Origin of the sequence: Pseudomonas lurida (genome assembly GCF_013522705.1) — a bacterium.
GTDB classification, from domain to species: domain Bacteria; phylum Pseudomonadota; class Gammaproteobacteria; order Pseudomonadales; family Pseudomonadaceae; genus Aquipseudomonas; species Aquipseudomonas quebecensis.
In genome coordinates this window covers 149,099-161,552 of the sequence record NZ_JAAMRE010000007.1, presented here as the reverse complement: position 1 = coordinate 161,552, position 12,454 = coordinate 149,099, and the positions used below count along the sequence as shown (strand labels likewise).

Below are 12,454 nucleotides of genomic sequence, written 5' to 3'. Positions count from 1 at the left end.
CTGTGAAGCTGCGAGCGGTTCTCTTCGATATGGACGGCACCCTGCTGGACACGGCGCCGGACTTTATCGCCATCTGCCAGGCCATGCGCGCCGATCGGGGCCTGGCGCCGATCAACGACCAGCACATTCGCGACGAAATCTCCGGCGGTGCGCGGGCGATGGTCGCGGTGACGTTCTCGATGGACCCGGAGTCGCCGGGTTTCGAGGAGCTGCGCCAGGAATTCCTTGAGCGCTACCTCAAGGGCTGCGCGGTCCATAGCAAGCTGTTCGACGGTATGAGCGAGCTGCTGGCGGACATCGAGAAGGCCAACCTGATCTGGGGCGTGGTCACCAACAAGCCGGTGCGCTTTGCCGAGCCGATCATGCAGCAACTGGGCCTGGCCGAGCGTTCTGCGCTGCTGATCTGCCCGGACCATGTAAAGAACAGCAAACCGGACCCGGAGCCGCTGATCCTGGCGTGCAAGATGCTCGACCTCGACCCTGCCAGCGTGCTGTTCGTGGGCGACGACCTGCGCGATATCGAATCCGGCCGCGACGCCGGCACGCGCACGGCGGCGGTCACCTATGGCTATATCCACCCGGACGACAACCCACATCATTGGGGTGCGGATGTGGTGGTGGATCACCCGCTGGAACTGCGCAAGGTGCTGGATAACGCGCTATGCAGTTGCTGATGGCTCATCGATCCAGCTGACCTATGAAGCTCCCCCTCCCACAGGGTATCTCCACCGGTCTCAAGTTTTGTGCTGAAACATGTTGAATTCTGTCGAGGCTATTTATGTTTGATTACTCCGCACGTCCAGAACTGCTCAAAGGCCGGGTCATCCTGGTGACCGGCGCCGGTCGCGGGATTGGCGCGGCAGCGGCGAAAACCTATGCCGCCCACGGCGCCACCGTACTGTTGCTGGGCAAGACCGAAGCCAACCTGGCCCAGGTGTATGACGAAATCGAAGCCGCCGGCCACCCGCAACCGGTGGTGATCCCGTTCAACCTGGAAACCGCCCTGCCCCATCAATACGATGAGTTGGCGGCGATGATCGAGAAAGAGTTCGGCCACCTCGACGGCCTGCTGCACAACGCCTCGATCATCGGCCCCCGCACGCCGATCGAGCAGTTGTCCGGCGAGAACTTCATGCGTGTGATGCATGTGAACGTCAATGCGATGTTTATGCTGACCAGCACCTTGCTGCCATTGCTCAAACTGTCCCAGGATGCGTCAGTGGTGTTCACCTCCAGCAGCGTCGGGCGCAAAGGCCGCGCGTACTGGGGCGCGTATGGCGTGTCCAAGTTTGCCACTGAAGGCCTGATGCAGACCCTGGCCGACGAACTGGAGGATGTGGCGGCGGTACGCGCCAACAGCGTCAACCCAGGCGGCACCCGCACCAGCATGCGTGCCCAGGCCTATCCAGGGGAAAACCCGATGGAAAGGCCGGCACCGGAAGAGATCATGCCGGTGTACCTGTACTTGATGGGGCCGGACAGTGCCGGCGTGAATGGGCAGGCATTCGATGCCCAGTAACAACTGACACAACTGGAACAAAATGTGGGAGGGGCAAGCCCCCTCCCACACTTGTATTGCGCGGTTGCCGAATGCTTAGTTTTTCACGACTTCTTCCAGGGTGAAACGGCCCAGCGGGTTTTGCAGGAAGTTGCTCACATTCTTGCGTGAGATATTGATGTAAGGGCTGTAGTACAGGTCGATCCAGTTCACATCCTGCTTGGCCAGTTTCTGCAGTTCCACATACATCTGCTCGCGCTTGGCCGGGTCGGCTTCGATGCGGGCTGCGGCGACCAGGTCCTTGACCTTGTCGTTCTTGTAGCGGGTCATATAGTTCTGGTTGGTGTCGTGGCCCAGCACGAAGGTGGTCTTCTGGTCCGGGTCGAGGATGTCGTTGGTCCAGTACATCACCGAAATGTCGTACTCACCGTCCACCAGCATCTGCCAGCTCTGGGTCGGGTCGACCTTCTGCAGGTTGGCGGTCACGCCGACCTTGGCCAACTGGTCCTTGATAATCACCGCGATCTGCTCATCGGCTTCGTTGCCGGCATTGACCACATAGTTGAGTTTCAAGTCCTTGGCGCTGGCCTGTTCCAGCAGCTTCTTGGCGGCGGTGGGGTCATAGGGGCGCTGCAGGTTATTGGGGTAGTGGTACAGCGAGCCTTTCGGGATGTAGGAATAAGCCACGGTGCCCTGGCCGTACGTGACGGTTTTGACCAGCGATTGCTTATCGATGGCCATGTCCAGCGCCTGGCGCACTTCGGGTTTGGCCAACAGGCCGTGGGCATGGTTGATCAACAAGTGATCTTCACGGGTGGACGGGTCGGCGTGGACCACCACGTTTTTGTCTTTCTTCAACTCTTCAACTCGAGAAAACGGCACGAAGATCGCGGTATCGAGTTCGTCGTTCTGCACCATGCGCATACGGGTGTTGTCATCGGTCACCGAGACCCACTCCACACCGTCCAGGCTTACCTTTTGAGCCTGCCAGAAGTTCGGGTTCTTCTTGAGGATCACCCGATCGCCCTTGCGCCACTCTTCTACCGTAAACGCACCGGACGTCACCGGGTTTTCCGAGTAGGCGTCTTCGCCCATGGAGGTCATGGCTTTTTCGGACAGGATCGACACCGTCGGCGAAGCAAGTTGGGAGAGGAAGGCCACCGCCGGGGTCTTGAGCGTGACCACCAGGGTTTTCGGGTCGGCGGCCGTGGCCGTGTTGATCAGGCTGAACGGGTCAGCCCACAGCGAAGCCTTGTTGTCGCGGATGCGCAACAGGCTGAAAGCGGCGTCGGCGGCGGTGATCGGCGAGCCATCGGAGAATTTCGCGTCACGCAGCTTGAAGGTATAGGTCAGGCCGTCCTTGGATATCTCCCAGCTTTCAGCCAGGCCCGGTTCCATCTTGGTGCCCAGGTTGTCTACGCGCACCAGGGTGTCGTAGACGTTGGCAAACACCCAGGTATCGCGGTTCTGCGCGCTTTTGATCGGGTCGAACGTGGTGCTGTCTTCACGGCAACCGATGGTGAGTACACCGGCGGCCTGGGCGAAACCGGCGGTCAGCGACCAGGCGGTCAGCGTGGCGGCGGCGAGTAACTTCAAGTGGCGGGATTGCATGTCATAACTCCTTGTTCATGAATGGCAGAGGGTTAAAGCAAAGGCGTTTCAAGCACGCAACTGTACCGGTGCTCGTGCAGGTGGTGGGTAGGCGGCAACGCTACGGAACACATTGCCCGCGCATGCCGGCAACGCGGGTGGAAGGCACAGCCGGTCGGTAAATTCAGCGGGCTTGGCGGCTCGCCCGGCAGGGGTTCGGCCGGCAATGGCCGCTGCGGGTCGATCTGCGGGATCGCCTCGATCAAGGCTGCCGTGTACGGATGGCGCGGCGACGTGAACACCGCTTCCACCGGGCCTTCCTCGACGATCTTGCCCAGGTACATCACCGCCACGCGGTCGCACAGGCGCCGCACGATGGCCAGGTCATGGGCGATAAACAGGATCGCCAGGTTCATACGCTGTTGCAGTTCCAGCAGCAGATTGATGATCTGGCCCTGAATTGATACATCCAGCGCCGCCACGCATTCATCGGCGACGATCAGGCGCGGCTCTACCGCCAGGGCCCGGGCAATGCCAACGCGCTGGCACTGGCCACCACTGAGGGCACTGGGTTTGCGCGTGGCCAGCTCAGGGCGCAGGCCCACCAGATCGAGCAGTTCGTTGACCCGGGCGGGAATGTGGTCCGAGCCGACTTTGCGCTGCACGCGCAAGACTTCGGCGATGGTTTCGCCGATGGTATGGCGCGGATTCAACGCGGCGTACGGGTCCTGAAAAATCATTGCCGTTTCATGGCGCAGGCGCGCGATGTCGATGGCGCTGCCTTGGGCCATGTCGACGCCATCGAACAGCACCTGCCCGGCACTGATCGGGTTCAGATGCAGAATCGCCCGCCCGAGGGTGCTTTTGCCGCTGCCGGACTCGCCCACCAACCCAAGGGTTTGGCCTGCTGCGAGGTTCAGCGATACACCGTTCACCGCCCTCACCCACTGTTTGTTCAGGCCGAACAAGCCACTGCCGGACGCGGCAAAACGTACCTCCAGGTCCTTGATCTGCAACAGGCTCATGGGCGCACTCCCAACGGATAGTGACAAGCCACCCGCGCGCCTTCAGGCAGGCGCTCGGTGCACAACGCGCCAACCTGCGGGCAACGCGGGTTGAAGCGGCAGCCGGCGGGTAATGCATCAAGCAATGGCGGCTGGCCGGGGATGGTGCGCAGCAAGGCGTGGCCGCTGCTGTGGGCCGGCTGGCAGTCGATCAGGCCGGCGGTGTACGGATGCTGCGGATGCGCCAGCACCTCGTGCTTGCTCGCATGCTCGCACAGACGCCCGGCATACATCACCGCGATGGAATCGCAGGTCTGCGCCACCACGCCAAGGTCGTGAGTGATCATGATGATCGACAGGCCGCGCTGGTCGCGCAGGTCAAGCAGCAGGCGCAGGATTTGTGCCTGCACGGTCACGTCCAGGGCGGTGGTCGGCTCGTCGGCGATCAGTACCTTGGGGTTGCAGCCCAGCGCCACGGCGATCATCGCGCGCTGGCGCATGCCGCCGGAAAACTCGTGGGGATAGTTGTCGGCGCGCGCTTGAGGGTCGGGAATGCCGACCTGGCGCAGCACCTCGACGGCCTGCAGACGCGCATCCTTTTTCGATACGCCTTGATGCAGGCGAATGCCCTCGGCGATCTGCTCGCCGATGCGCATCAAGGGGTCCAGATGGCTGCTGGGGTTCTGGAAAATCATCCCCAGTTGCCCGCCACGCACCGCACGCATGCCGGCGGCGTCGAGGCTGAGCAGGTCCTGGCCGGCCAGGCGCACCGCGCCACCCTGCACACGCAGGTTGGGCGATGGCAGCAGGCGAATCAGGCCACGGCAGGCCATGGTCTTGCCCGAGCCGCTTTCGCCCACCAGGCCGAGGATCTCGCCTTCGGCCAGGTCGAACGACACACGGTCCACCAGGGTCACGTCACGCCCGGCATTGTGGGCGATCACGCTCAGGTCGCGCACTTGCAACAGGCTCATGTGCGGTCTCCCAGTACTTGCGCCACGCCATCGGCCAGCAGGCTGAAGCCCATAGCCAGCGTGACGATGGCCAGGCCGGGAAAGGTGCAGATCCACCAGGCCGTGGTGATAAACGCCTGGCCCTCGGCGACCATGGTGCCCCACTCGGCAGTCGGCGGTTGCACGCCCAGGCCCAGGTAGCTCACGGCCGCGCCATTGAGCAGCACCAACACCGCATCGGACATGGAAAACACAATCGAGCCGAACATTGCATTGGGCAGCAGGTGTCGAAACAGGATGCGCCCGTGGCCGAAGCCCAGGCTCTTGGCAGCCAGGGCGAAGTCGCTTTCCTTGAGCACCAGGATCTGCGAGCGGATCAGCCGCGCATACGACACCCAGCCCACCAGCGCCATGGCGATATAGAAACTCTTCAAGCCTGGGCCGAGGATGGCCATGATCGCCAGCATCAGCACCAGAAACGGGAACGCCAGGATTACGTCGATCACGCGCATGCACACGCTGTCGAAACGCCCGCCGATATAGCCTGAGACCGCGCCGATAAACGTGCCGATGATAAACGGAAAGATTACCCCGACCACCGCCAGTTGCAGGTCGATGCGCGCCCCCCAGATCACCCTCGAAAGGATGTCTCGGCCGTAGTTATCCGTGCCGAATGGATGGGCAAGGCTGGGGGCCAGCAGGCTCAGGTCGGTGTTCTGCGCAATCGGGTCATACGGCGCGATCCACGGCGCGAACAAGGCCAGGCCGAGCCACGCCAGCAGGATCAGCAGCCCCCACGCCGCCGTGACCCGGCCGTTGCGTAAACCGAGTCGCAGGCGCAGGCGCCAGGGCGCAACCAAGGGTCGAGTACTCATTGCATCTTCACCCGCGGGTCGAGCGCCACCGTCACCACATCGGCGATGAAGTTGACCAGCACCGTGGCGCACGCCAACACCATCGCCACGCCCTGCACCACCATGTAGTCGCGGGTAAAGATGCCGCGCACCAGCAACTGACCAATGCCGGGGATAGCAAACAGGCTTTCGATGACCACCGTGCCGCTGATCAACCAGCCGATATTCACCGCCAGCAGGTTGACCGCCGGGACCAGGGAGTTGGGCAATACGTGCCGGCGAAACACCTCGGCTTCCGACAGCCCGCGCGCACGGGCGGCGGTGACGTGATCGGCCTGCAGTTCCATCAGCATGCTCGCGCGCAGGTTACGTACCAGTACCGCCGACAGCGCCAGGGCGATGGTCAGGCACGGCAGCACCATGTGGTGCGCCTTGTCCAGCCAGGTGCGGCCATACCCGGACACCGGGAACAGGCCCCATTGCACACTGAGCAGCAGGATCAGCATCAAACCCAGCCAGAACGCCGGCATGCCCAGGCCGACGGTGGTGAAGACGCGGACCAGGTTATCCGCCCAGCCGCCTTTGTGGCGCGCGGCCAGTGTGGCCAGGGGCAGCGCGATCAGCAGCGCCAGCAACACGCTGCCGAGCACCAACATCAGGGTCGGCTCGATACGGGTGACGATCAGCTTCAGTGCATCGACCTTGTACAACAGCGATTGACCCAGGTCGCCCTTGAGCAGGTTTTTCAGGAAGTAGAAGTACTGCAGCCACAGCGGCTGGTCGAGACCGTATTGGGCGCGGATTTTCAACAATGCATCGGGCGTACTGCGCGATCCCAGCAGCGCCCGCGCCGGGTCGCCGGGGATCGATCGCACCAGCACGAACGTAATCACACTGATGCCGAACAGTACCGGCAGCAGTTGCAACGGTCGGAACAGGACGAAACGGTAACGCGCCAGGTTCATGCGTCAGCCTCGGTGGCGAGCGAGAAAGTCCAGCAGCACCGGAAAATACGCCAGGGGTTCTTCATAGAACGGCATATGGCTGCTGTTGGGAAACACATGCAATTCGGCGTGCCGGGCAGCCATTTTCATGCGCATGGCGCACGCCGGCGTCAGTTCATCGTGCTGGCCGGTGGTAATCAGCATCGGCATCTTGAAGTCGGCCATCTCGGCGATACGGTTCCAATCCTTGAGGTTGCCGACGTAGAGAAACTCATTGGGACCCTGCATGGTTTCGTAAGGGCCCATGTTCCAGTCGCCAAGGGAACGCTTGACCGGCTCGGGCCATTCGTCCAGGCGGCACACGTGGCGATAATTGAGCAAGGTGATCGCGGCCTGGTACTGCGGGTGGTCGAGGGTGCCCATGGCTTCGTGGCGTTGCATCATGGCCACGGTTTCGCTGCCCAGCGCGCCACGCAGGCGCTCCAGTTCCTGGGAAAGGTGCGGAATATCGCCGACGGTGTTTGCCAGGATCAGGCTTTTGAGCGCGTCGGGATAATGAATGGCGTACTCGATGCCCAGCCACCCGCCCCAGGAATGCCCTAGCAGGTGCACACGGCCCAGGCCCAGGGCTTGGCGCACGGTTTCGACTTCTTCGACATAACGGCCGATTTCCCACAGGGAAACATCGGTCGGTCTGGCTGATGCCCCCGTGCCGAGCTGGTCGAATGCGACCACTCGCAGGTTATGCTCCTTGAGCCAGCCATGGGCGTCGCGCAAATAGTCACACGGCAGGCCAGGGCCACCGTTGAGGCATAGAAGCACATCATCGCCTTGGCCAAAGCTGTAGACCACGAGTGTGTGGCCGTCGACTTGCACGTTGTACCGCTGGTCGGGGGCAATTTCACGCCACATGCATACATTCCTTGTGTTGTATCGGCCTGGCGGGCAGCGGCCGTTTATCAGGCCAACACTACCGAGGATGCCGCGCGTCCATAACCTAGTATTTCTTATAGGTTTGGCCTGGCAGTCCTTCGCCGGGGCGTGGCATTCTACTTGCCGCAAGTCGAGATTCAAATGAAATCGGGAGCAGAACGGATGCTGGCCAAGCTTACTGCCTTCAACGACCGTCTGATGCCGGGCAGGAGCCTGGAAGAACAGATGGACAACACTTTCGTCCTCGCCCGGCAATTGGGCTTCGACGCGCTGGTGTACGACTACACCCCGGTGCCGATGGACCCCAATGGCGCCCTGATCACCCCGTCGGTGCTCGAACTGCGCAACACCCCATCGGACTGGCACGCCTTATGGTGCAGCGAAGGGTTCTACCAGATCGACCCGGTGCAGCATCTTGCGCTGGCCACGGTGTCACCGTTCGTATGGTCCTACGACGTCAAGGTCGATACCCCGCTGAAAAAAGTCATCGATCCGTGCCACGCACCGGTCTCCTCCTACCTTCACGACCAGCAGCTCACCTGCGGCGTCAGCGTGCCGATCCACCTGCCACGGGGCGGCTTCGCCTCGTTGACCGGCCTGCGCACCGGCAAGAGCCGCAGCGTGCTGCGGGACGCACACCACGCGCTGGCGGATTTCAGCCTGATCACCCACGCGTTGCAGGAAGCGGCCTATCCGTTGTTCGGCAAAGAGCTGCGCAGCTACCCGCATATCCGCCTGACCAAACGCGAACGCGAGTGCCTCAAATGGGCCGCCGAAGGGCTGACTGCGGCTGAAATCGCCACCCAGTTGAGCCGTTCACTGGCTGTGGTGACCCTGCACCTGGCCTCGGCGATGCACAAACTGGGGGCCAAAAACCGCGTGCAGGCGGTGGTGCGCGCTACCCATTACCGCCTGCTGGAAGACTGATCCACCAGTAAAACCTAGCTGTTTTGCTAGTTACCTAAATTTTCCCGGCGGCTTATCGTGACCCTGATCCTTTTTTCAAGAGCAGGGTACGAAATGGAATTCATCGAAAAAATCCGCGAAGGGTATGCGGCGTTCGGCGCCTATCAGACCTGGTACCGCGTCACCGGCGACCTGAACAGCGGCCGCACCCCGCTGGTGATTATCCACGGTGGCCCCGGCTGCACCCATGATTATGTCGACGCCTTCAAGGACGTCGCGGCCAGCGGCCATGCCGTAATCCATTACGATCAATTGGGCAACGGCCGTTCCACCCACTTGCCCGACAAAGACCCGTCCTTCTGGACCGTCGAACTGTTCCTCGCCGAGCTGGACAACCTGCTGGACCACCTGCAGATCAGCGATAACTACGCGATCCTCGGCCAATCCTGGGGTGGCATGCTCGGCAGCGAACACGCGATCCGCCAGCCCAAGGGCCTGCGGGCGTTTATCCCGGCCAACTCGCCGACCTGCATGCGCACCTGGGTCAGCGAAGCCAATCGCTTGCGCAAGCTGTTGCCCGAAGGCGTGCATGAAACCCTGCTCAAGCACGAAGCCGCCGGTACCTACCAGGACCCGGAATACCTCGCCACTTCGCGGATTTTCTATGACCACCACGTGTGCCGGGTCAACCCGTGGCCGGAAGAGGTCGCGCGCACCTTTGCTCAGGTCGATTCAGACCCGACGGTGTATCACGCCATGAGCGGGCCTACCGAGTTCCACGTGATCGGCAGCCTGAAGGATTGGAAATCGATTGGCCGTCTGTCGAAGATCAACGTGCCGACCCTGGTGATCTCCGGCCGCCACGACGAGGCCACGCCGCTGGTGGTCAAGCCGTTCCTGGATGAGATCGCCGATGTGCGCTGGGCGCTGTTTGAGGACTCCAGCCACATGCCCCATGTGGAAGAACGCCAGGCGTGCATGGGGACCGTGGTGAAGTTTTTGGATGAGGCGTGCGCGGTGCCGCGCGCGGCACTCAAGGCCGGTTGAGTTCAGTGTGGGAGGAAGCACGCGCCCTCCCACTCCTTCAGACCTCGGAGGTCTCAGGCTTTGATGCCTGCCGTGCCGGCTCGGCCGTCACCGGGATCTCTTTGCCCTCGGCATCGAACAACTTGCCGCCCCTGAAGTAATCCCCATCACGCAGCGCCGCCACATCTTGGAAGCACAGGCTGCGTTCGGTCCCCGCGACGAACACCGACTGCTGGTCCGAGTTGCCCGCGGTGAAATGGTTGAACGCCAGGTTCAGCAGAATCGCCATGATCGCCGACGAACTGATCCCCGAATGGAAAATGGTCGCGAACCAGCTGGGGAAGTGGTCATAGAAGCTTGGCGCGGCGATGGGGATCATGCCGAAACCGATGGAGGTGGCGACGATGATCAGGTTCATATTGTTGCGGTAATCCACCTTGGACAAGGTGCGAATTCCACTGGCCGCCACCGTGCCGAACAGTACGATCCCGGCGCCGCCCAGCACCGACGTGGGCACTGCGGCAATCACCCGGCCCATGAACGGCAGCAAGCCGAGAATGACCAGGAACAGCCCGCCGGTGGCCACCACAAAGCGGCTTTTCACCCCGGTGACCGCCACCAGGCCGACGTTCTGGGCGAAGGCACTCTGGGTGAACGAACCAAAGATCGGCGCGAACATGCTCGACAGCATATCGGCGCGCAGGCCGTTGCCCAGGCGCTTGGAGTCCACCTTGGTGTCGATGATTTCACCCACGGCGAGGATATCCGCCGAGGTTTCCACCAAGGTCACCATCACTACGATACACATCGAAATAATCGCAGCGATGTGAAAGGTTGGCATGCCGAAATGAAACGGCGTGGGGAAGCCGAACATTGGCCCTTGGGTCACGCTGGAGAAGTCGGCCATGCCCAGCAGCACCGCGATCAGCGTGCCGATCACCATCGCCAGCAGGATCGATAGGCGCGAAATGGTCGCGCTGCCGATTTTGCTCAGCAGCAGCACCAGCACCAGCGTCAACGCCGCCAACCCGATATTGGGCATGCTGCCGAAATCCGCAGCGCGGCTGTTGCCGCCCATGGCCCAGCGCGCCGCGACGGGCATCAGGGTCAGGCCGATAGTGGTGATGACGATACCGGTGACCAGCGGCGGGAAGAACTTGGTGATCCGCGAAAACACCGGGGTGATCAACAGGCCGATCAATGACGCGGCCATTACCGCTCCGAGAATCGCCGGTAAACCACCGGCACCGTCGCTGCCGACAATCGCCACCATGGTGGCCACACCGGCAAACGACACGCCCTGCACCAACGGCAGCTGGCAGCCGAAAAACGGCAGGCCGAGGGTTTGCAACAAGGTCGCCAGGCCGCCCGCAAACAGCGACGCGGCGATCAACAGGCCGATATCCGCCGGCGATAACCCGGCCGCCTGGCCGACGATCAACGGTACGGCAACGATGCCGCCGTACATGGTGAGCACATGCTGCAGGCCGTAAGCCATGTTGGCCGCGACGCCAAGATTCTCATCTTCCGGCCGTTGCGGTGACGCCTTCGGGGTAGTCATGGTGAGGGGTTCTCTGTTTTTGTTGTGCGGCCACTGTATGCAATATTTGGACTGGATGTCCATAGAGTTGTATACAATCAACCAGACAAGATACCCTCCGCCGGCGTTACAAAAACCATTCGGCCGTGATGAGCCGCAACGCCAAGGACACTAAAACAATGAAAAAGGCACTACAGGGCGCTACCGTCGCACTCACTCTGCTGGGCGGCGGGGAGGCTGTCGCGGTGGAATGGATGAACAACAGCGTAGGGTTTCGCTACGGCCAGCAGTTCACCAACCCGAACAACCCCGATGAATTCAGCAAGCGCATCTACAGCTTCACCCACGCCAGTGGCTACCGATACGGCAGCAATTTTCTCAACCTGGATGTGTTCCTGTCCGACAGCCGCGACCCGCGCAAGGGCACTGATCACGGGGGCAGCGAGGTGTACGCGGTGTACCGGCACCAGCTGTATGCCTCGCGGGTATTCGACAGGCCGCCGGGGACGGGTGCGGTCAAGGATTACGCCTTGACCCTGGGCTTCGACGCCAACCGAAATAACAACTTCGCCTCCGCGAAGAAACGCGCGCTGGTGCTCGGCCCGACCGTGAAACTCAATACTGTCGGCGTGTTGGACCTGAGCCTGCTGTATTACAAGGAGCGCAACCACACTGGCATTCCCGGCGCCCAGGAATCCGACCACACCTTCGACGACACCTACATGCTTAACCTGACGTGGATGCGCCCGTTCGAGATCGCCAACCACGGGGCGAAATTCCAAGGGTTCATCAATTACGTCGGGGCTAAAGGCGAGGACTACCACGGCCGCGACACCGCTGCCGAAGCGCTGATGCGCACCGCGTTGATGGTGGCCGTGCGACCGGGCAAGAGCGTCAAACCGAACCTGTACCTGGGCGTGGGTTACGAGTACTGGCATAACAAATTCGGCGTCGACGGCGGCCGCGGCAGCCGCACCTCCACGCCGACCGTGAATATGGAAATCACCTTTTAATCACGGGTGCTGCTGTGAGTCGGACACACCGCATTCGCAGCCATTAGGGCCGCTGCGCAGCCCAGCGCAGGACAAGCCTGCTTACCACAGGGAAGCAGCACCCCCGCAGTTGTGGTGAGCGGGCTTGCCCCGCGCTGGGGCGCGAAGCGGCCCTGTCTCCAGACACTGCGGTGTGCCAGGCTTAAACAGTTTG

General features: G+C 62.0%; 12 protein-coding genes. 5 read left to right on the top strand and 7 right to left on the bottom strand.

Annotated elements, in window-relative coordinates; all coding sequences use genetic code 11:
• The first annotated feature begins 2 nt into the window (after positions 1-2).
• Both mupP and G7025_RS08850 read left to right on the top strand, forming a co-directional pair.
• A complete protein-coding gene (mupP, locus tag G7025_RS08855) occupies positions 3-674 on the top strand; it encodes an N-acetylmuramic acid 6-phosphate phosphatase MupP (RefSeq protein ID WP_181078223.1) in 672 nt (223 codons plus the stop codon).
• Between the two features lie 104 nt (positions 675-778).
• Positions 779-1,519, top strand: a complete 741-nt coding sequence (locus G7025_RS08850; protein WP_181078221.1) for a YciK family oxidoreductase — start codon at positions 779-781, stop codon at positions 1,517-1,519.
• Positions 1,520-1,594: 75 nt separating this feature from the next.
• Here G7025_RS08850 and G7025_RS08845 read toward each other — a convergent pair whose 3' ends face one another.
• Genes G7025_RS08845 through G7025_RS08820 form a run of 6 tightly spaced genes read right to left on the bottom strand, consistent with a single transcriptional unit; the run spans position 1,595 to position 7,755 of the window.
• Positions 1,595-3,109 carry an ABC transporter substrate-binding protein gene (locus G7025_RS08845; protein WP_181078219.1) on the bottom strand — a complete coding sequence of 505 codons (1,515 nt, stop codon included), beginning with the start codon at positions 3,107-3,109 and terminating at the stop codon, positions 1,595-1,597.
• 32 nt (positions 3,110-3,141) lie between these two features.
• A complete protein-coding gene (locus tag G7025_RS08840; protein WP_181078217.1) occupies positions 3,142-4,113 on the bottom strand; it encodes an ABC transporter ATP-binding protein in 972 nt (323 codons plus the stop codon).
• Positions 4,110-5,066 (bottom strand): ABC transporter ATP-binding protein, encoded by a 957-nt coding sequence (locus tag G7025_RS08835; RefSeq protein WP_181078215.1) that lies wholly within the window; start codon positions 5,064-5,066, stop codon positions 4,110-4,112. Before G7025_RS08835 ends, G7025_RS08840 begins: the two co-directional genes overlap by 4 nt.
• The gene (locus G7025_RS08830) at positions 5,063-5,920 is read right to left on the bottom strand and encodes an ABC transporter permease (protein WP_181078213.1); all 858 of its coding nucleotides are present in this window, start codon (positions 5,918-5,920) and stop codon (positions 5,063-5,065) included. The genes G7025_RS08835 and G7025_RS08830 overlap by 4 nt, the downstream gene beginning before the upstream one ends.
• The gene (locus G7025_RS08825) at positions 5,917-6,864 is read right to left on the bottom strand and encodes an ABC transporter permease (RefSeq protein WP_181078211.1); all 948 of its coding nucleotides are present in this window, start codon (positions 6,862-6,864) and stop codon (positions 5,917-5,919) included. The genes G7025_RS08830 and G7025_RS08825 overlap by 4 nt, the downstream gene beginning before the upstream one ends.
• Before the next feature lie 3 nt (positions 6,865-6,867).
• On the bottom strand, positions 6,868-7,755 hold the full coding sequence (locus tag G7025_RS08820; RefSeq protein WP_181078209.1) for a proline iminopeptidase-family hydrolase: 888 nt from the start codon (positions 7,753-7,755) through the stop codon (positions 6,868-6,870).
• A gap of 183 nt (positions 7,756-7,938) precedes the next feature.
• Here G7025_RS08820 and G7025_RS08815 point away from each other — a divergent pair, with 183 nt between their 5' ends.
• Positions 7,939-8,703: a LuxR family transcriptional regulator gene (locus G7025_RS08815; protein WP_181078207.1), complete on the top strand. Its 765-nt coding sequence runs from the start codon at positions 7,939-7,941 to the stop codon at positions 8,701-8,703.
• Between the two features lie 93 nt (positions 8,704-8,796).
• Positions 8,797-9,729, top strand: coding sequence for a proline iminopeptidase-family hydrolase (locus G7025_RS08810; RefSeq protein WP_181078205.1), 933 nt, complete (start codon positions 8,797-8,799; stop codon positions 9,727-9,729).
• Positions 9,730-9,766: 37 nt separating this feature from the next.
• Here G7025_RS08810 and G7025_RS08805 read toward each other — a convergent pair whose 3' ends face one another.
• Complete coding sequence (locus G7025_RS08805) at positions 9,767-11,269, bottom strand: nucleobase:cation symporter-2 family protein (RefSeq protein WP_181078203.1); 1,503 nt, start codon at positions 11,267-11,269, stop codon at positions 9,767-9,769.
• Positions 11,270-11,427: 158 nt separating this feature from the next.
• Here G7025_RS08805 and G7025_RS08800 point away from each other — a divergent pair, with 158 nt between their 5' ends.
• Positions 11,428-12,261, top strand: a complete 834-nt coding sequence (locus tag G7025_RS08800; RefSeq protein ID WP_181078202.1) for a nucleoside-binding protein — start codon at positions 11,428-11,430, stop codon at positions 12,259-12,261.
• Positions 12,262-12,454 lie beyond the last annotated feature (193 nt).

Coding starts and splice junctions, on each gene's coding strand:
- G7025_RS08840 (WP_181078217.1), bottom strand. CDS start 4,113: ATGAGCCTGTTGCAGATCAAGGACCTGGAGGTACGTTTTGCCGCGTCC.
- G7025_RS08845 (WP_181078219.1), bottom strand. CDS start 3,109: ATGCAATCCCGCCACTTGAAGTTACTCGCCGCCGCCACGCTGACCGCC.
- G7025_RS08815 (WP_181078207.1), top strand. CDS start 7,939: ATGCTGGCCAAGCTTACTGCCTTCAACGACCGTCTGATGCCGGGCAGG.
- G7025_RS08830 (WP_181078213.1), bottom strand. CDS start 5,920: ATGAGTACTCGACCCTTGGTTGCGCCCTGGCGCCTGCGCCTGCGACTC.
- G7025_RS08850 (WP_181078221.1), top strand. CDS start 779: ATGTTTGATTACTCCGCACGTCCAGAACTGCTCAAAGGCCGGGTCATC.
- G7025_RS08800 (WP_181078202.1), top strand. CDS start 11,428: ATGAAAAAGGCACTACAGGGCGCTACCGTCGCACTCACTCTGCTGGGC.
- G7025_RS08805 (WP_181078203.1), bottom strand. CDS start 11,269: ATGACTACCCCGAAGGCGTCACCGCAACGGCCGGAAGATGAGAATCTT.
- G7025_RS08825 (WP_181078211.1), bottom strand. CDS start 6,864: ATGAACCTGGCGCGTTACCGTTTCGTCCTGTTCCGACCGTTGCAACTG.
- G7025_RS08835 (WP_181078215.1), bottom strand. CDS start 5,066: ATGAGCCTGTTGCAAGTGCGCGACCTGAGCGTGATCGCCCACAATGCC.
- G7025_RS08820 (WP_181078209.1), bottom strand. CDS start 7,755: ATGTGGCGTGAAATTGCCCCCGACCAGCGGTACAACGTGCAAGTCGAC.
- G7025_RS08810 (WP_181078205.1), top strand. CDS start 8,797: ATGGAATTCATCGAAAAAATCCGCGAAGGGTATGCGGCGTTCGGCGCC.